Origin of the sequence: Psychrobacter sp. CCUG 69069 (genome assembly GCF_021023115.1) — a bacterium.
Taxonomy (GTDB): Bacteria; Pseudomonadota; Gammaproteobacteria; order Pseudomonadales; family Moraxellaceae; genus Psychrobacter; species Psychrobacter namhaensis.
Window position 1 is genome coordinate 43,698 of the sequence record NZ_QQAI01000013.1, and the last position, 18,838, is coordinate 62,535.

Consider the following 18,838-nt stretch of genomic DNA (forward strand, 5'->3'; position numbering starts at 1 on the left):
AATGTTTTAGGCTACCCCACCATGAGCGGGGAAAATTCGGGAGGTGGGCTTTGTTGAAACAGGTCAGGAGCCTGATAGCTGTTTTTCCAATGAAATTGTGGATTCACTTTAACTTCAGAGCTTGGATGAAACACATCTACTTTTTCATTTTGTACAATCAAATGCATCATCGATGGTAGATGATCTTGATGATCTTCACCGATTTCTAAATCGCTACTGAATGTTTTTATGTTTTCTGACTGTCCATTATGATCGTGTTGACGACTATCGCTGGCACACAAGGTATTTTGGTGATGACCAAAATGATAACTCTGCTGTGATTGAGGCTGTTGTTCATGGACACAAAAGGCCGCCGCCACATTCCAAAAGCTTTGGAACATGAACAATCCAACCAAGACTGTAATCCATGTAGTAGAACGCATCATCATAACAACCGAAAAATTTGTACCAAGTATAAGGCTTAGAGCCACTCCAAGGTCAAGCTTAATAAATTAAATTAAACATTCAATGAACACTGAATAGCCGGCACTTTTGCAAATTTACCTTGTCTCTATAAGCTCACATCAATTTCAGGTAAGAATAACAATAGATAGTGAACCGTACCGGGTTTGTCGGAGACTTTTTATTTAAGTTAGGCCACCTGACCTAACGGGTTAATCTTATCATTGTACATTGCTTCAAACTCAAAAGGCAATTTTCCATGAGAGTTTCCCAAACTTTGTGTAACTGCTTATAATCCACTAACAGGAGAATAAGCAATGACTAACCAATCTGACATCAAGAAACTGGCTGAGCAAATGGCCAACAGCATGAAAAGCTTCGATGACATCAAAGACTTTCAAAAGCAGCTCATGCAGTCCTTCATCGACACTGCCTTAGAAGCAGAAATGGAAGAGCATCTCGGCTACCCCAAGCATGAGAAAGCAGACAAGCCTAATAAGCGTAATGGGCACACTAAAAAGAGAGTCCGTAGCGACACAGGCGAGCTTGAGATCTCCACCCCAAGAGACCGCGACAGTAGCTTTGAACCTGCGTTAGTGCGTAAGCATCAAACCCGTATTTCAGGTCTTGATGACAAAATCATATTTCACTACAGGCATAGCCTTACGTCTTGCGCTTCGGGCAAGTGTCTCCCAGACACTTGCTGATCCTCGCTCATACGCCAAAGGTCAAACCACTACTGAGATTGTCGAAACCATCAAGGACATCTACGACGTCGACATCTCAAGCAGCTTGGTTTCCAGAGTCACTGACAACATCTTGGATGACATCACCGCATGGCAGAACCGGCCGTTAAGCAGTGTTTATCCTATTGTCTATTTAGACTGTATTGTCGTCAAAGTACGTCAAGACAAGCAGATCATCAACAAGGCAATCTATCTGGCGCTAGGCGTTGCTCTTGATGGTAAAAAAGAGCTGCTTGGCATGTGGCTATCAGAGAATGAAGGCGCTAAGTTCTGGCTTGGCGTTCTCACTGAACTACAAAACCGCGAGGTACAAGATATTCTTATTGCCTGTGTAGACGGCCTAAAAGGCTTCCCTGATGCCATTAATACGGTCTACCCTAACGCTCAGGTTCAGCTGTGTATCGTGCATATGGTGCGCTATTCGATGAAGTTCGTACCTTGGACGGACAAGAAGGCCGTAGCAGCTGATTTAAAGGCCATCTACGGCGCTGATACCCTTGAGATGGCAGAGGCCAATCTTGAACACTTTGATGAAGTATGGGGCAAAGAGTACCCGCATGTCATCAAGTCTTGGCGCAATAACTGGGAGGGCCTCACGGTGTTCTTTGAGTATCCTAAAGACATCAGAAAAGCGATTTATACCACCAATGCCATCGAGTCATTGAACAGCGTGATTCGGACAGCAGTGAATAAGCGTAAGGTGTTCCCGTCTGATCAAGCAGCATTCAAGGTAGGATATCTGGCAACTCAGCAGGCATCGTCAAGGTGGTCGATGCCGATTCGTAACTGGACGTCTGCCCTTAATCGCTTTATGATTATGTTTGATGATCGTATTAGTAAGCATTTAATCTAAACGGCAGTTACACAGAATTCGGGATGGGCTCCTCTTCTGCTATACCAGTCTTATCTATTTTATTTCTTCTTTTCTGAATTTTAGTATCTATTTTTTCTTGCTTTTTCATCGCCTTTTGGTTGATATCGTCTATCATTGCTTGAATCTTCTTATCAACTTTGGCCTGTTCTTTTTGACGCAGCTTGTCTACTTTATCCAGCTCTTTTTGACGCACCTTGTCTATTAATCAACGTGCCAGTACAAAACAGGTACACGTCCTTAAGCTCGCTTTAAATTAGCGAACTAGATATAACACTAACAACGGTCAACTATAAAACAACACATCAAGCTTGGTTATAGAGCGGCTGGTCGAACTTTGCGTTACCATTTAACGACTCATGGTGCATTATGTTTCGACACTAACCTACCCAGCAATCTATTTACAGGGCTTTTATAATATTTCAAAACCAAAAGTTAATCACAAAAAAAAGAGCCACCAGATTTTTCTAGTAGCTCTTTCTTGTTTAAACGCTAACCAAGTTAGGTTTATTAAACCAAACTATTCACCGCATCAACCACCGCTTCCGTAGTAATACCAAACTCTTGATATAGCTCCTCAGCAGGCGCGGATTCACCATAAGTCGTCATACCAATGACTTTGCCATCTAGACCGACAAACTTATACCAGTAATCGACATGTGCTGCTTCTACCGCTACGCGGGCGCGGATATTAGCTGGCAATACCGCTTCACGGTAGCTCGTCTCTTGCTCTACAAAAATCTCGGCACATGGCATAGAGACGACACGGACGCCAACGCCATTTGCGCTCAATGTTGCGTGCGCTTGCATAGCAAGACCAACTTCCGAACCTGTCGCGATGATAATCGCTTGTAGCTCACCTTCCTCTTTCGCTAACACATAGCCACCTTTAGCGATGTTAGCGACTTGCTCACTATCACGTGCTTGATGTGGCAAGCTTTGACGGCTAAAGATAAGTGCTGATGGATTGTGTTCAGACTTAATCGCTTCAACCCAAGCGCTGGCCGATTCGGTCGCATCACACGGACGCCATGTGCGTAGATTTGGTGTGGTACGTAAGCTCGTTAATTGCTCAACTGGCTGATGCGTCGGGCCATCTTCACCCAGACCGATAGAGTCATGAGTATAAACATGAATCACGCGCTGCTTCATGAGTGCGCCCATACGTACCGCATTACGCGCGTATTCCATAAACATCAGGAAGGTTGCCACGTAAGGGATAAAGCCGCCATGCAACGCGATACCATTGGCAATCGCGGTCATACCAAACTCGCGCACGCCATAATAGATATAGTTGCCATCAGCATCTTTTTCGATGCCTTTCGCGCCTTTAAATAGCGTAAGGTTTGAACCTGCCAGATCCGCTGAACCGCCCAACAATTCTGGTAGTAACGGCTGTAAGGTATTGATCGCATTTTGACTGGCTTTACGACTGGCAACATCACCGCCCTGCTCTTGCGTTTGCTGAATATAGGCTTGTGCTTGGCTTTCAAAATCCGCTGGCAATTCACCGTTTAAGCGGCGTAGTAGCTCGCTTGCCAATTCTGGATAGGCTTTTTTATAGGCTTCAAAGTCCGCATCCCAGTTCTTTTGCTGTACGTCGCCTTTAGCTTTAGCATCCCACGCTTCATAGATTTCATCATCTAATTCAAACGGCGCATGAGTCCATGCTAAAGCGTCACGGGTCAAGACGATTTCATCATCACCAAGCGGCGCACCATGGCTGGCGGCTAAGCCTTGCTTGTTCGGGCTACCCGCACCAATCGTCGTTTTACAAATAATTAAGCTTGGCTTAGCGGTCTCAGCAATGGCTTGCTCAGTGGCTTTGGTAATCTCATCGGTATCATGACCGTCAACTTTAATCACTTGCCAGCCATAAGCTTCGAAACGCGCTTGCGTATCATCAGTGAACCAGCCTTCGACATCGCCATCGATTGAGATACCATTGTCATCATAGAAAAAGACCAATTTGCCCAAACCTAACGTGCCAGCCAATGAGCAAACTTCATGGCTGATACCTTCCATCAAACAGCCATCACCTAGAAATGCATACGTATGATGGTCGACGATGTTATGGCCGTCACGGTTGAACTGCGCTGCTAAGGTTTTTTCTGCAATCGCAAAACCAACGGCGTTGGCAATACCCTGACCTAGTGGACCCGTTGTGGTTTCAATCCCTGGCGTATAGCCAAGTTCAGGATGGCCTGGAGTTTTTGAGTGCAGCTGACGAAAGCCTTTTAAATCATCAACGCTGACATCATAGCCTGATAAATGCAGCAAGGAATAAATGAGCATCGAGCCATGACCGTTTGATAGTACAAAGCGATCGCGGTTGTGCCATTGCGGGTCAGCAGGATTGTGCTTTAAAAATTTGCGCCACAATACTTCGGCAATATCAGCCATGCCCATCGGCGCGCCTGGGTGTCCAGAATTGGCTTTTTGAACCGCGTCGAACGACAGTACACGGATGGCATTGGCAAGTTTGCGTTCATTAATTGGGGTCGGCATAGAGTGTCCTAATATTCGAATGAAAAGTATGGAGCATAAGAGAAAGGGTTACTCAGAGGGCAATCCATCAGAAATACGACAAAAATACAATGGATGTCATCAAAAGATAGACTATAAAATCACATGCAATATTAACATATTTGCCATCTGGCAATCTAAAAATGCGCTGACAGAAGCGTTTGTATTTAACAATCATTCGTATCAGTTTTATTAAACCAATACGTATGAAAAAACCGCGAGTCAGCAACCAACCCGCAGTTTAGATAAAAAACTAAATCATTAAGCTAAAATGGTTTCAACTCCGCCCATGAACGGACGCAATACTTCAGGAATGGTGATACTACCATCAGCATTTTGATGATTTTCCATCACTGCCAATAACGTACGACCGACTGCCAAACCTGAACCATTTAGCGTATGCGCTAGGCTGGTTTGCTTGCCATCTTTAACGCGCGTGCCCATACGGCGAGCTTGGAAGTCGCCACAGTTTGAGCAGCTTGAGATTTCACGATAAGTATCTTGGCTTGGCAACCACACTTCGATGTCATAAGTTTTTTGAGCGGCAAAGCCCATATCGCCAGTACATAGTTTGACCACACGGTACGGCAGATTCAACTGCTGCAAAATGTACTCAGCTTGTGCCGTCATCGCCTCAAGTAAGTCATCTGATTGCTCAGCGGTAGCGATATTGACCATCTCAACTTTTTCAAACTGATGCTGACGGATTAGACCACGGGTATCGCGACCATGCGAGCCCGCTTCACTACGGAAACATGGCGTATGGGCGGTAAATTTTAACGGCAGCTCTTTGATATCCAAACGCTCACCGCGTACCAAGTTGGTCATGGGCACTTCGGCCGTTGGAATCAGATAAAAATCTGTACCTTCGTTATTGGTATGATTGGTCAATTTAAACAAATCATCTTCAAACTTCGGCAATTGACCCGTACCTTTTAAACTCTCAGCGTTCACAATATAAGGCACGTAGGTTTCAGTATAGCCGTACTTGATGGTATGGGTATTGAGCATAAACTGAATCAAGGCACGATGCAGTTGCGCAAGCTGACCTTTTAAGACGTTAAAACGGCTACCAGTCAGCTTTGCAGCGGCTTCGAAATCAAGCATACCTAGCGTCTCACCGATATGAGTATGGTCTTGAATCTCAAAATCAAACGCGCGCGGCGTTCCCCATTTGCGCACTTCGACGTTATCATCTTCTGATGTCCCGACTGGCACATCGGCGGCTGGGATATTTGGGACTTGCATGGCCGCTTGGCTAATACGCTCTTGCAAGGTACGCAGCTCATCTTCAGCTGTCTTAATCTCACCGCTGACACTTTGCATCTCAGCCAACAGTTCGCTGGCATCTGCGCCCGATTTTTTTAGCGCACCCACTTGCTTAGCACCGGCATTACGACGCGATTGCAGCTCTTCGGTTTTGACTTGCAAAGACTTACGTTCGTTTTCGATACTTTGCCAAAACGCCATATCAAGCGCATAACCACGCGTGGCCAGCTGCTGTTGTAAATCCGTTAAATCACCGCGTAAGAGTTTTGGGTCAATCATAATAGTTGCCTGTAGCGCCAAAAGTGAGTAAGAAATAAAAAGGGAAAATAGTAGCCAAGTATAGTGCTTAGATATCACTAGCCATAAATGAGATAAAACAAAAAATAGCGCGCAAAGCCTTATAAAATCACTATAAAGCTTTGCCATAAGGCCACGTCAATCTGAATAATAAATAATAGTCACTATCATACCAATACCGAGCAGATTTGACCATGTTTTGGCTATATTTTGCCACAGTCTAGCACTTTCTTTGCACAAGCTTTATGGGTTAAATAACAAATAATAAAAGTCACGCCATGCTCTTATACATCAAGTTCTCTCATTGACCTTAGTATAAATAAGGATGCTATCTGAAAAATAACCGAACTATTGGTCGACAGACCCGCTTATATGTTTCATTTAAGAGCAGTTTTCGGTAAGATAAGCGCATATCTTTATTCTACTTTCCGCCAAGCATCGCTAAGTATGGCATCGCAGCCTCGCTTTGGCGCTTTTCATCCCACGCTTTTAAAATACGTATCTGAGAAACCTTTATGGCCCTGTACCCCTACACGCTTCAACCTGTCGCCTTAAACCTAACCGAGGCCGAATTTCATCAAGCCCAATATGAGCTATTTGCCAGTGCCAGCCCGTCGTTTGGTCTGTCGAGTATTAAGATGAAAGAGTGGATTATTATGGCAGTCGTCGTCATATTAGCCATCGCGGGCTTGGTTTTTTTAACTGGTTATTCGACCATTATCTTTTGGCTTATGCTAGCGGCGGTGGTCATTTATCTATTGGTACGTACCCTTGGCTTTAAATGGTATGTCAAAAAAGAGTTTGAAAAACAAGTTGCTGACCAAGAAATGCCTGATGAGATGCGTCAGATGAAATTGGGCGTGCAAAAGCATGGTTTAGTCATGGCAATGCCAGTCAATCAGCCTGACATGTTTAATAGCAATCAGATGCGCGGTATGCAGATGCGTGCTGGTAGCACTCAGCAAGCGGTTATTCCTTGGAGCGCCGTCAAAAGCTGGGATGAAACCGATGACTACATCTTCATGATGTTTGAGCTAAAAGGTCAACAGGGCAGCCAAATCATTCCTAAGCGTTTACAAGCGCAAAAATTCCCAATCGATACCGTACGTCAGCACCTACAAGAAGTCATTGCCGTTAAAGGCTTAAACCCTGAAAACTTACAGCCACCTGCAAAACTATAAAAGTGACTTTTAAATTAAGAAGTGGCTTTTAGAGTGCTGTGGTTAGTCGTTTTTTATAATTCAGCATTAAACTTGTATAGGTGTTGGCTTTATAAAATAGTATGAATAGCGTGGATATTGTGACTTTATAATTCTATCAAATCAATCACAGACTTAGATTAATTGAATTTAACTTATCATAGTATCTTTGCTATTATAATAAGCATAAACAGACAAGGTATAGATACCTAAAAACCTGTAGAAGATATATAACGAGCATAGCAATGCAGGATATGACTTGCTACACTCTTAGACTTCTACATTTGCCTTAGATGATTAAGTCTAAGTTTATAAAAATAACCAATCTCTTAAATCAACACTCAAACTATAAGGATAATATTATGAGTAATACTAATAATGCAACCAACCAAATCGGTCTAGAAAAAGCAGATATGAGCGAAGTGATTGATAAGTTAAACGACTTATTATCAAGCTATCATATGTTTTATATCAACGTACGTGGTTATCACTGGAACGTAAAAGGTGAGCATTTCTTCACCTTGCACCCACAGTTCGAAGAGCTATATACCAATTTGCAAGTAGAAATTGATGAAATCGCTGAGCGTATCTTAACCTTGGGTGGCACGCCACTGCATGCTTATAGCGACTTTAGTCAACATACCAACATTCAAGAAGATAAAAACGTTAAAGACGGTAATGCTTGTGTGCAAGGTGTGGTGACTGGCCTACAAGCGCTGATTGAAGAGCAACGCGAAGTGTCAGCATTGGCAGAACGAGCTGAAGACCAAGGTACAGCCGATTTAGTTGATGAGTACGTACAGCAGCAAGAAAAGCTGATTTGGATGTATAACGCTTTTTTGGCTAAATAACGGCTAAACAGATAAATACATAAAACCATTTATCGCTCAATTCGTTTATTAACTGAATAGATAGTAAGTAAGGAAAAAGCACCTAATTTAGGTGCTTTTTTTGTGTTCGCTTTGCTAAAAATCGATAAACGTTAAGCTCTTTCAATAGCTGAACCTATTCTACTTCTCAATCCACTGGCGTATTTTTTCACGCTCTGCTGGCGTTGCTTGTAACCAAAGTTGCATAAACTGATCTAAAGTACTGGTAGAGGCAGCAGCGCTTGTCGTTTGCTGAACTGTGGTCACAGCACCTGTATTGACAGTGCTGGCAGTAGGTTGACCTAACGCAGCAATGGCACGTTGGTTTTGTAGCTCAGCATCATTTGCGCCGCCAAATACACCACCCAATGTTTTACCCAAACCTGATAGCAAACCACCTTGGCTGCCTTCCAAAGCTTGCTGACTGGCAACTACCGTATTATTCTGTTGCACCGCTAGGGTTGGACGCTTGGCATACTCTCTTGCTGCTTCATATTTTTCTGGCTGATTTGGCATAACGAGACGATAGGTCTGATTATCTTTTAATTCAGCCGTCACACTCACATTACCCGAGCGCAAATAATCGTGCTCATCACGGCGCAAGTTATATAAGCGATCATATTTAGCGGTAATCGCATGCTGACCAGGCTCTAAGGTAAACGACTTCGTCAGCGGCTGAAACGGGCTTTGCTGGATTTCTTGCCCATTGATAGCGGTCACTTTGATATGGTCATCAACAAGCAAGGTCACTGCCGCGTGCGATAACATCGATACTGAGCCTGCAGCAATTAATAAGGAGCCAACAGTCAGTTTTTTTAGCAAAGAAGCGTTTGGTTTCATAAGTTATTCCAAGGATAGTAAAGTAGCGGTATAAAGGGCGTGTCTATGAACATTAAAAACTAATTATTAAAAGCTAAAGGTCAAAAAACGAAAGGTTAAAAGTCGAGCGGCATGGTATGTTGATCTTGATTAGCGACCTCATTGTCACCTTGCGTTTCTTGGGCGATATCAGCAAGCTCGGCGGCGAGCGTCTGCTCATCAATCGTGCGCAGCGCATCGCTAATGACCGCTTTGGATATATTACTACGACCAAGGTTAGAAAACATCGGCTGAATGTAATTTAGGACGTCCATCATAGCGCCGATACGATGCGGCCCTTCGGTGAGTAAATGATTGATAATACGCTCATCAAACTGCCAACCGCGGCGGCGTAAGATAGATTGTAGCAAAGCTTGACGGTCTGCCAAATCATGACCGGTTGGCACTTTAAAGCTTGGTGACTGCGCCAAACGGGTGAGGAGATCTGTTAACTGAAACGGTAATTCGGTCGCAGGTTTGTTGGAGGCAAAAATCAGCTGCCGTTGTCCTTCTCGGCTACGATTAATTAGGTGAAATAAGGCTTCTTGCCATTGGCTGCTTTGCTCAAGCACTTCTAAATCATCAATCGCAATCAAGGAAAAATTTTCTAAAGAAGATAGAACATTGACATCGGTATGAATCAGCTCATTTAATGACAGACAAATCGCGGATTTGTCCATCTCGATAAACGACTCACAGATGGCGGATAATAAGTGCGACTTGCCCGTCTCTGGGCTGCCAAATAGGTACAGCTGACCTATCAGGCCGACATGTAGCTGCCGCACTGCATCGATAATAGACATCCAACCTGGACCGGCAAAGTCGCTGAGACTCGCATCATGCTTAATGTCCAGATTGAGACTTAGCTGTGCTTCTGCCATGAATCATCAACTCGGTTTGCGTAGCGCAATCACTAAAAAGGCTAAACGACTAATATTCTGTAAACTGGCTTTGCTAACTTTCACATTTAGCAAAGCCAACCTAATAACGGTAAATACCGTTAATACTGCGCCTATATATAACATATTTGCAAAATGACTGACAAGTCTTTTACCCATTAAGCCCAATCTATCATTATTCATAGAATGTCTGGGCGATTTATTTTTCTTCAAATAACGCCAATTGTTTACGGCCTTTATAAAAGTCAGTCGATTGATAATAGGCGTATAAATGACGGAATAAGACATTAAGCACAGCGGACACCGGTAGCGCAATCAGCATACCGACGAAACCTAATAAGCTTGCCCCTGCCAATACGGCAAAAATAACCCATAACGGCGATAAACCGATTTTGTCGCCCAACAATAACGGTTGTAAAATATAACCCTCTGCCGCTTGTCCGACCAAAAACGCGCCAACCACTAAGGCTAGATAATTCCAGTCTAAACCAAATTGGAATAAAGAGGCGATAATCGCGGCGATAAAGCCGATACCAAAGCCTAAATACGGTACGAAGCTTGCGATACCAGCCACCATACCAATAATCAAACCAAGCTCAAGCCCAATAAGTTGGAGCTGTACAGCATAAATGACGCCTAATAATACCATGACCAATAATTGACCTTTAATAAATGCCATCAATGCTTGATCGCATTCTCGAGCAATGGCAACCACCTTTTTGCAATAAGGCGCCGGAATTGCCATTTTCCAAGTATGCAGACGCTGATCCCAATTAAATAGGAAATAAAAGGTTAAAATCGGCACCAGTACAATCAAGCCAGCATTATTAATAAAATTCATACTAGAGGCCAAAATTTGGCTCATCATGCTGCTGGCATCAGCGAACTTATAATTGGTCTGCATATAACCAACTAAAGTATCAGAGAAACCTTTGCTTTCTAATTCTGGCAGACGAATACGGCTGTTATTGATAAACCACTCACGTACAACTTGGTTATACCAATTTAATACTTTGGGTAGATATTCCCACGCCGCTTGCAGTTGATGCCATAAAGTCGGTATTAACCACCAAAGCAGCAGCACCATACCAAGCGTAATCGTCGAATAAACGATGATAATGGCTATCCAACGCTTGATATATTTTGATAAACGCTTGACCAGCGGATTAAATAAATAAGCCAGTACAAAAGCCACGACAAACGGCACGATGACCGGCATCATCAAATACAATAAGAATACCGCTATAACAATCGCAACGACGATAAATAAGCGCCGAAAAAAAGGATCTATTGGTTGGTTTATCATGAAGGGTAACCCTACGATTAAGTCTATGTAAAATACTGGCGTCTAATGGTTTGTTCACTGAAATATGTCTTCAGCGGCTTTATATTTGTCATGGTCATTAGCAGCGTCATTGTCGTAGGTTTTGCCAACGACTATGGCGTTCTATTATCGCAGAGTCGAACAAAAAATCAGTCATTTTTTGTTTCTTAATTTTTTATTGCACCTAAGACAGCTTTATTAGCTCTCTTCTGCAAATATCCGCCAAATATTGGCAAGTTGCTTTGCGGCTAAGGGTCATTTTTGGGTATAATGCGCGCACTATCTGCAAAATTAACACGACCGATCCGCTTTTCTACTGACAGACCTTCATTCCTTATAAATTTGTGAGATGACCATGAGTAACAAGCCTTCTTTAAGCTACAAAGATGCTGGCGTTGATATTGATGCCGGCGATGCGTTGGTGCAACGTATTAAATCAGTGGCAAAAGCCACCTCTCGTCCTGAGGTTGTGGGCGGACTTGGCGGTTTTGGGGCGCTTTGTCGTATTCCGACTGGTTATACTTCACCGTTGTTGGTTTCGGGTACGGACGGTGTCGGCACCAAGCTCAAATTGGCCTTGCAATTAAACCGTCATGACACCATCGGTATCGACTTGGTGGCTATGTGCGTCAATGATTTATTGGTTTGCGGTGCTGAGCCATTATTTTTCTTAGATTATTATGCAACGGGCAAGCTTGATGTCGATGTAGCGGCAACTGTTGTCACGGGCATTGGCGAAGGCTGTAAATTATCAAATTGCGCGCTCATTGGCGGCGAAACCGCTGAGATGCCGGGCATGTATCAAGATGATGATTATGACCTAGCCGGTTTCTGTGTCGGCGTAGTCGAAGAAGCGGAAGTTATCACCGGTGAAAACGTCAGCGAGGGCGATGTATTGATTGCCCTTGCTTCAAGTGGCGCGCATTCTAATGGCTACTCATTGGTACGTAAAGTCATCGAAGTTAGCGGTATTGATGTCACGACAAGCGATGAGCAATTAGATGGTCAGCCTATTCAGGATGCACTAATGGCACCGACACGTATTTATGTTAAAGCCATTAAAGCCTTGCAAGATAGCCTTGGTAGCTCAGCCTTACATGCGATGTCACATATTACTGGTGGCGGCTTAACCGATAATCTGCCACGTGTACTACCAGATAATTTAGCTGCTAGTATTGATACGAGCAGCTGGCAGTTCTCAGAGCTATTTACGTGGCTACAAACCCATGGCAATATCGAGCAAAGTGAGATGTACCGCACCTTTAACTGCGGCGTCGGTTTTGTCATCGTTGTACCTAAAGACAAAGCAGAAGCGGCTATCAAGACCTTAAATGATGCAGGCGAAAAAGCTTGGAAATTGGGTGAAATGGTGAGCCGTGAAGCGGACGCCGTGGTGTACCATTAATGCCAGACGACAATTTAAAAAGCATGGCAAAGCAATCCGCTAAACCGTTACGCGTCGCTGTTTTGGTATCGGGTAGTGGTAGCAACCTGCAAGTATTGATCAATGCCGCGCAAGCTGGCGCGCTACCGATTGAAATCGTTGGCGTTATTAGTAACCGTGAAGATGCTTATGCCATTACACGTGCCAATGACGCTGCAATTCCCGTTGCCGTCTTATCTCACGTTGCTAGCGGCAAACGCATGAGTATCAAAACCTTTGAAACCCATGCTAATGCTCAATTAACCACTTGGCAGCCTGATGTGATTGTGCTTGCAGGATTTATGCGCGTGTTAAGCGCCTCATTTATCGATAATGCGCCTGCGCCAATGATTAACCTGCACCCTGCTTTGCTGCCTGCTTATAAGGGCCTAGATACCCATCAGCGTGCCATACAAGCAGGTGAACGCCATCACGGCTGTAGTATTCATATAGTAACTGCAGAGCTTGATGCCGGTGCGGTGTTGACCCAAGCGCTGCTTGAAGTCAATTACAAAGACACTGCGGATAGCCTGCAAGCACGCGTACAAAAAGGTGAGCATCAACTCTTACCGTGGACCCTATTGCTGATTGCTAAGGGTATTATTGACTTAGATAATCCGCCTGAGGATACTAAATCATCTTATCTACCGGCTTTACCGCTAAAGCTATGGTTAGATGTTTAAGCTTTTCTAATAAACTAAAAAGCAGAATCCATAACGGGTTCTGCTTTTTTATGCTTAAGTCAAAGATAATATATAGTGAGTGAAAAGTAATATCGATACATCACGCACTGCTGATATCAATTTTTCTTGCTTGCTGTGCGTGCGTAGACAGAGGCTACAAAAAATTGATATCAGTCATACCGTCGCGTTTTTAAGATATTTTGACTGTATAGCAAAAAAATACCTCGTTACTTAATAACGAGGCATTTCAAATGATAAATTAAAGCAGTTCAATCATTAAGCAGGCTTTTTATCAACCACATGTACTGCTTTAATATTGACAAATTCTTTGATACCAAAGCCACCATGTTCACGGCCATAGCCTGAATCCTTCACGCCGCCGAATGGTAAACCAGGATTGACCAAATTATAGCCATTGATATAAACCATCCCCGTATCGAAATGCTGCTGCGCTAAATTGATCGCTTTTTCTTCGTCTTTTGAGAAGATAGCACCGCCGAGACCATAGCGACTATCATTGGCAATACGGAAAGCATCGTCTTGGTCTTTGGCACGAATAAGCGCGGCAACGGGACCAAATAACTCATCTTTATAGGCTGGTTGATCTGGTTTGATGTTCTCTAAAATCGTTGGTGGGTAAAATGCGCCTGGCTTATCAGGTACTTCGCCGCCAATCGTAATGGTCGCGCCTTTACTGACACTTTCTTGTACTTGCTTGTGCAAAGTATCGCGCTGTTTGCTACTCGACATCGGACCTACGTCAGTCGACTTTTCCATTGGATCGCCAACTTTATAGCTGTTGAATTTTTCGATCACCAAATCTCGGAATTTATCATATACGCTATCGACGACGACAAAACGTTTGGCTGCAATACAAGTTTCGCCATTATTGTATAAACGTGCATGGGCGCAAGTTGCTGCTGCTAAGTCTAAGTCGGCATCCTCTAACACAATAAAGGCATCATTCGAGCCAAGTTCCATAACCGTCTTTTTCAGTACTTTGGCCGCTTGCTGCGCCACTACTCGGCCAGCGACATCACTACCCGTTAAGGTAACACCGCGTACTTTCTCGTGCTCGATCACTTTTTCAGATTGATCATGATTAATAATTAAGGCACGAAACAAGCCTTCTGGTAAATCAGATTCTTGCATGATTTTTTCAATCAATTGACCTGAGCCAGTCACATTGGAGGCATGCTTAAGCAGGATACTGTTACCAGCCATTAAATTAGCAATAGTATAGCGAAATACTTGGTAAGCCGGGAAGTTCCATGGCTGGATACCATAAATAATACCGATAGGGTCATAGCTGATTAGGCCTTTTTTAATGCCTTCGATATCGCGTTCGTCGTCAGCTAAAGCAGCAACGCCTTCGCCCGCGGTAAAATCACAAATCGCTTTACATAAATCTACTTCAGCTAAGCTTGCCTCTAAGGTCTTACCACGCTCTTCAGTCATTAGCTTCGCAAGCTCGTCCTTATACTTCATTAGCGTCTCGCCAATCGAGTTAATGACTTTGGCGCGCTCATCGGCACCAACCAAACGCCATTTTGAAAACGCTTCGTGCGAGGCATCGATGATTTTGTTCACTTCATCATCGCTCATATAAGTGTAATTTTTAATGTCTTTACCTGTTGCTGGGTTCACAGTGGTGATATCTGCCATGATAATTGTCCTTATTTATTTGCTTATTATGTAATGGATACTTATTAAACGAGCCATGATGACTAAGAAATACTCTATCGTTAAGTGTGTCGATATTATCGAATTACTTAACAATGCTCGCTTTAGTTGTCTTTTTTCTTAATATCCATTTAGCATAACAAAATGCACCAGCGGTAGTTTTACAAGTTATGAAGAAGTGTACTTAAGATGTTAATAATGTGACACCCTTATAAAGACTGGCTTTATTTAAAAAAACTAAATTTAGAGAATCTTTTGAGTTAAGGAGCTTTTAAATTAAAAAAGGTTGATCTAAAAAATAGAGGCAATAAAAAAACCAGCGCATCTATCATGGGCTGGTTTTTTAAAAGTTGTGCTAAAACAAATGGTTAATGACCGGAATCTCTGGTGGCGGATTCTCTTCTTCGGCGACTACTTGCCGTGCTACATGCATAATCAGCTGACGTAACCAACGATGCGCTGGATGGTGCTGTAATAATGGCGACCATGCCATCGTCAGCTCAAACTCAGGGATAAAGAATGGTGGCTCTTCCATAATGATACTGTCATTATTGGCCTGCATTCTCGCCACCCGCGTCGGCAAGGTCGCAATCAAGTCTTTATTGGCGGCAAGCATCGCTGGCATTTGATAGTGACGGGTAAAGACGCTGATTTGGCGTTTTTGACCTAGGCGTTGCAATGCCTGATCGATAGAACCGAGCCCACCTGATTTTTCTGGATTGACCCCAAAGCCAACGCCCATACCTGTTTTGGACACCCAAACATGCTGCGCCTTGAGATAATTTTTTAAATTAAAACGATTGGCATATGGCCCTTCAGCGGATAACAAACAGCTAAATGTATCGCGCCAAACCAATACTTGGTGGAAACTTTGCGGAATCTCATTAAAACGGTTAATCGCTAAATCTACGCGACCTTGCTCCATATCACGGTAGGAAACATCAGAGGGCGTCAAGAAGTCCAAAATCACATTGGGCGCTTCAGAGCGTAGTGCTTTGACCAGTTTTGGCACCAAAGTCGCCTCAGCATAATCTGAGGTCATGATACGAAAAACGCGCGAGGTACTATAAGGGCGAAACTCGGTACGCGGCTCAAGCACTTGCGTCAAATCTGCTAATATCTCACGAATACGTGGCTGCAGCTCAAGCGCGCGCTCAGTCGGCGTCATACCTTCCGATGAGCGCACCAATAACGGGTCATTAAACAACTTACGTAGGCGCCGCAAAATATTACTCATCGCCGGCTGGGTAATGCCGAGCTGCTCAGCTGCACGTGTGACGTTTTTTTCACGTAGTAGTACATCTAAATGTACCAACAAATTCAAATCAACCCGCTGCAAATCCATATCTATTTCTCTTTACCGTAGAATAAATGCCACCATAAGCTTAAAAAAGCGCGGCATCTTCCGTTCTATTATTTTACAAAATTGTTTTGCGACTGCTTAAATCAAGCGTTTTTCTAACTAAATAATTTTAATATACGCTTATTATACCCCAGTTTACCCTGCTCAAGCCATTGTTATATCTATACTATAACCAAATGAAATACCCAAGATAATAATCATAAACTAGATAAATCAGGGTAACCTAGCTATAGTGCTTAGCAAGCGCTGATAAGTCATTTTCAAATCTTATGCCATCAGCACGGCTTTTAACGAATCAATGATGCCTGCTATTTTATCGCATTTTTATACTAAAAGATGGTCAGAAAGCTTATTGCGTAAGCTTTATTATGCAAGCCGTTTTTTATAAATTTGGCGTTTTGCTCGCGGCAGTTTTTAGGCTTGAATTGATGCTATATACGCTTTAGGCTAATAAGTGGTTTAACTGGCAAGCACATCTTAACTAAAACAGCGTCAATTAAATCTAAAAAATAAAAGCTGACCAATAAGACAGGTTTTATTTGCTTTTATAATCATTTTCTTATAGTTTAGTAAAGATTGCTCAGGCAAAAGGTTTATATCCCGAACTTTACTTTTGCCAATGTATTTCTTTTCAAGAAACATTATTTTACCAGCAACACTTATCTGCATATTTTACTTAAGTAATTTACATCCCCTTTAATCCCCACCCCACCAAGGAGACTATAGATGTCAACTGCATATAAATCAGCGATTGATCTAGTACGTGAACTAAAGCAAAAGCACGGTAACTGGCAGAATATCAGCGAGACTGATGCCGCACGTATGATGATGCAAAACCGTTTCAAAACTGGTTTAGATATCGCCAAGTATACTGCAAAAATCATGCGTCAAGACATGGAAGATTATGACAATGATACGTCTCAGTACACGCAATCTCTAGGTGCATGGCACGGTTTTGTTGCTCAGCAAACTATGTACGCTAAGAAAAAATACTTTGGCACTACCGCTAAAACGTACATCTACCTATCAGGTTGGATGGTTGCTGCTCTGCGTTCTGAGTTTGGTCCTCTACCTGACCAATCTATGCACGAAAAAACGTCTGTGCCTAAACTAATCGAAGAAATCTACACCTTCTTACGTCAAGCTGATGCTAAAGTACTAAACGACTACTTCCGTGAGCTAAACGCTGCAGAAGAAGCGGGTCAAGACACTTCAGCTATCCTAGAAAAAATCGAAAACTTCGATTCGCATGTTGTGCCAATCATTGCTGATATCGATGCAGGTTTCGGTAACGAAGAAGCGACTTACTTGCTAACTAAGCAAATGATCGAAGCGGGTGCTTGTGCTATCCAAGTTGAGAACCAAGTCTCTGACGCTAAGCAGTGTGGCCACCAAGCGGGTAAAGTCACAGTACCGCACGAAGACTATATCGCTAAAATCAACGCGATTCGTTATGCTTTCCTAGAGCTTGGTGTTGAAGACGGTGTGATCGTTGCCCGTACTGACTCTGAAGGCGCATCGTTGACTCAAAAGATTCCAGTATCGCAAGAGCCAGGCGACCTTGCTTCTAAATACATCGATTTTATCGAAATGGAAGAAGTGTCTCTTGAAGAAGCAAAAGAGAACGACAGCTTGCTTAAGCACAACGGCAAACTAGTACGTCCAGTACGTTTGGCCAACGGTCTATATCAGTTCCGCGAAGAAACGAACATCGACCGTGTGGTACTTGACTGTGTAACAGCGTTAGAAAATGGTGCCGATCTATTATGGATCGAAACCCCTACTCCAGACGTAGAACACATCAAAATGATGGTTGATCGTATTAAAGAGCAGCAGCCTAAAGCGAAGCTTGTTTATAACAACAGCCCATCATTCAACTGGACGCTTAACTTCCGTAAGCAAATCATCGCTCAGTGGGAAGAAGAAGGCAAAGACATCTCTAAGTACAACAAAGATGACTTGATGAGTGCGGATTATGACGGTACTGAGTTAGATCAAGCTGCTGATGTCGCGGCTCAAAACTTCCAACGTGATGCATCACGTGAAGCTGGTGTGTTCCATCACTTAATCACGCTACCTACTTATCACACCACTGCTCTTAGCGTTCATGAACTTGCTAAAGGCTACTTCGGTGAAGAAGGTATGCTTGCTTATGCAGCTGGTGTACAACGTAAAGAGATCCGTGAAGGCATCGCTTGTGTGAAGCACCAAGCAATGGCAGGTTCTGACCTTGGCGATGACCACAAAGAGATCTTCTCAGGTGAAAATGCCCTTAAAGCTGGCGGCGGCAAGAACACAATGAACCAGTTCTAATAACCGACAGCCTGTAAATACAAGTTACAAAAAAAGCCGCTCTACGAGATGTAGAGCGGCTTTTTTATTGCGGT

Annotated in this window: 14 protein-coding genes and 1 pseudogene; 6 read left to right on the forward strand and 9 right to left on the reverse strand. The window is 43.3% G+C overall.

From position 1 onward, the window contains the following. Positions 1-11: 11 nt before the first annotated feature. On the reverse strand, positions 12-428 hold the full coding sequence (locus DVY93_RS09345; RefSeq protein WP_227543712.1) for a cation efflux protein, CzcI-like: 417 nt from the start codon (positions 426-428) through the stop codon (positions 12-14). 330 nt (positions 429-758) lie between these two features. Between DVY93_RS09345 and DVY93_RS09350 the strand changes: the two are divergent. After that, positions 759-2,040 (forward strand): annotated as a pseudogene (locus tag DVY93_RS09350) (IS256 family transposase). Positions 2,041-2,047: 7 nt separating this feature from the next. Here the strand turns inward: DVY93_RS09350 and DVY93_RS09355 are convergent. The 3 genes from DVY93_RS09355 to serS all read right to left on the reverse strand — a co-directional run bounded on the left by DVY93_RS09355 (position 2,048) and on the right by serS (position 6,132). Then, a complete protein-coding gene (locus DVY93_RS09355; RefSeq protein WP_230710500.1) occupies positions 2,048-2,254 on the reverse strand; it encodes a hypothetical protein in 207 nt (68 codons plus the stop codon). A gap of 314 nt (positions 2,255-2,568) precedes the next feature. Beyond that, positions 2,569-4,566, reverse strand: a complete 1,998-nt coding sequence (gene tkt / locus DVY93_RS09360) for a transketolase (RefSeq protein WP_230710501.1) — start codon at positions 4,564-4,566, stop codon at positions 2,569-2,571. A gap of 279 nt (positions 4,567-4,845) precedes the next feature. Next, entirely contained in the window at positions 4,846-6,132 is a 1,287-nt protein-coding gene (gene serS, locus DVY93_RS09365) for a serine--tRNA ligase (RefSeq protein WP_102077251.1), read from the reverse strand. Positions 6,133-6,665: 533 nt separating this feature from the next. Between serS and DVY93_RS09370 the strand changes: the two genes are divergently transcribed. Both DVY93_RS09370 and DVY93_RS09375 read left to right on the forward strand, forming a co-directional pair. Then, positions 6,666-7,331 (forward strand): YcxB family protein, encoded by a 666-nt coding sequence (locus DVY93_RS09370; protein ID WP_068407072.1) that lies wholly within the window; start codon positions 6,666-6,668, stop codon positions 7,329-7,331. A gap of 380 nt (positions 7,332-7,711) precedes the next feature. Further along, on the forward strand, positions 7,712-8,200 hold the full coding sequence (locus DVY93_RS09375) for a Dps family protein (protein WP_068407074.1): 489 nt from the start codon (positions 7,712-7,714) through the stop codon (positions 8,198-8,200). Positions 8,201-8,359: 159 nt separating this feature from the next. Here the strand turns inward: DVY93_RS09375 and DVY93_RS09380 are convergent, their stop codons facing one another. From DVY93_RS09380 to DVY93_RS09390, 3 genes are all read right to left on the reverse strand, one after another. Then, positions 8,360-9,058 (reverse strand): DUF2057 family protein, encoded by a 699-nt coding sequence (locus DVY93_RS09380; RefSeq protein ID WP_068407077.1) that lies wholly within the window; start codon positions 9,056-9,058, stop codon positions 8,360-8,362. Between the two features lie 95 nt (positions 9,059-9,153). Then, the gene (gene hda, locus DVY93_RS09385) at positions 9,154-9,957 is read right to left on the reverse strand and encodes a DnaA regulatory inactivator Hda (protein ID WP_068407080.1); all 804 of its coding nucleotides are present in this window, start codon (positions 9,955-9,957) and stop codon (positions 9,154-9,156) included. A gap of 217 nt (positions 9,958-10,174) precedes the next feature. Then, positions 10,175-11,281 carry an AI-2E family transporter gene (locus DVY93_RS09390; RefSeq protein ID WP_230710503.1) on the reverse strand — a complete coding sequence of 369 codons (1,107 nt, stop codon included), beginning with the start codon at positions 11,279-11,281 and terminating at the stop codon, positions 10,175-10,177. Positions 11,282-11,654: 373 nt separating this feature from the next. Here DVY93_RS09390 and purM point away from each other — a divergent pair, with 373 nt between their 5' ends. Together purM and purN are read left to right on the forward strand one after the other, a co-directional pair. Continuing rightward, positions 11,655-12,704 carry a phosphoribosylformylglycinamidine cyclo-ligase gene (purM, locus tag DVY93_RS09395; RefSeq protein ID WP_230710505.1) on the forward strand — a complete coding sequence of 350 codons (1,050 nt, stop codon included), beginning with the start codon at positions 11,655-11,657 and terminating at the stop codon, positions 12,702-12,704. Continuing rightward, on the forward strand, positions 12,704-13,405 hold the full coding sequence (gene purN, locus DVY93_RS09400; RefSeq protein WP_230710507.1) for a phosphoribosylglycinamide formyltransferase: 702 nt from the start codon (positions 12,704-12,706) through the stop codon (positions 13,403-13,405). The genes purM and purN overlap by 1 nt, the downstream gene beginning before the upstream one ends. Positions 13,406-13,681: 276 nt before the next feature. Here the strand turns inward: purN and DVY93_RS09405 are convergent, their stop codons facing one another. Next, on the reverse strand, positions 13,682-15,070 hold the full coding sequence (locus tag DVY93_RS09405; RefSeq protein WP_230710509.1) for an NAD-dependent succinate-semialdehyde dehydrogenase: 1,389 nt from the start codon (positions 15,068-15,070) through the stop codon (positions 13,682-13,684). Between the two features lie 373 nt (positions 15,071-15,443). Continuing rightward, complete coding sequence (locus DVY93_RS09410; RefSeq protein ID WP_144297028.1) at positions 15,444-16,433, reverse strand: LysR family transcriptional regulator; 990 nt, start codon at positions 16,431-16,433, stop codon at positions 15,444-15,446. Positions 16,434-17,177: 744 nt separating this feature from the next. Between DVY93_RS09410 and DVY93_RS09415 the strand changes: the two genes are divergently transcribed. After that, complete coding sequence (locus DVY93_RS09415) at positions 17,178-18,764, forward strand: isocitrate lyase (RefSeq protein ID WP_230710510.1); 1,587 nt, start codon at positions 17,178-17,180, stop codon at positions 18,762-18,764. Positions 18,765-18,838 lie beyond the last annotated feature (74 nt).

What these genes read in the sequence shown, in the direction of transcription:
- serS (WP_102077251.1), bottom strand. Translation starts at nt 6,132, where the DNA reads ATGATTGACCCAAAACTCTTACGCGGTGATTTAACGGATTTACAACAG.
- DVY93_RS09375 (WP_068407074.1), top strand. Translation starts at nt 7,712, where the DNA reads ATGAGTAATACTAATAATGCAACCAACCAAATCGGTCTAGAAAAAGCA.
- purN (WP_230710507.1), top strand. Translation starts at nt 12,704, where the DNA reads ATGCCAGACGACAATTTAAAAAGCATGGCAAAGCAATCCGCTAAACCG.
- DVY93_RS09405 (WP_230710509.1), bottom strand. Translation starts at nt 15,070, where the DNA reads ATGGCAGATATCACCACTGTGAACCCAGCAACAGGTAAAGACATTAAA.
- DVY93_RS09370 (WP_068407072.1), top strand. Translation starts at nt 6,666, where the DNA reads ATGGCCCTGTACCCCTACACGCTTCAACCTGTCGCCTTAAACCTAACC.
- tkt (WP_230710501.1), bottom strand. Translation starts at nt 4,566, where the DNA reads ATGCCGACCCCAATTAATGAACGCAAACTTGCCAATGCCATCCGTGTA.
- DVY93_RS09390 (WP_230710503.1), bottom strand. Translation starts at nt 11,281, where the DNA reads ATGATAAACCAACCAATAGATCCTTTTTTTCGGCGCTTATTTATCGTC.
- DVY93_RS09410 (WP_144297028.1), bottom strand. Translation starts at nt 16,433, where the DNA reads ATGGATTTGCAGCGGGTTGATTTGAATTTGTTGGTACATTTAGATGTA.
- DVY93_RS09380 (WP_068407077.1), bottom strand. Translation starts at nt 9,058, where the DNA reads ATGAAACCAAACGCTTCTTTGCTAAAAAAACTGACTGTTGGCTCCTTA.
- DVY93_RS09345 (WP_227543712.1), bottom strand. Translation starts at nt 428, where the DNA reads ATGATGATGCGTTCTACTACATGGATTACAGTCTTGGTTGGATTGTTC.
- hda (WP_068407080.1), bottom strand. Translation starts at nt 9,957, where the DNA reads ATGGCAGAAGCACAGCTAAGTCTCAATCTGGACATTAAGCATGATGCG.
- purM (WP_230710505.1), top strand. Translation starts at nt 11,655, where the DNA reads ATGAGTAACAAGCCTTCTTTAAGCTACAAAGATGCTGGCGTTGATATT.
- DVY93_RS09415 (WP_230710510.1), top strand. Translation starts at nt 17,178, where the DNA reads ATGTCAACTGCATATAAATCAGCGATTGATCTAGTACGTGAACTAAAG.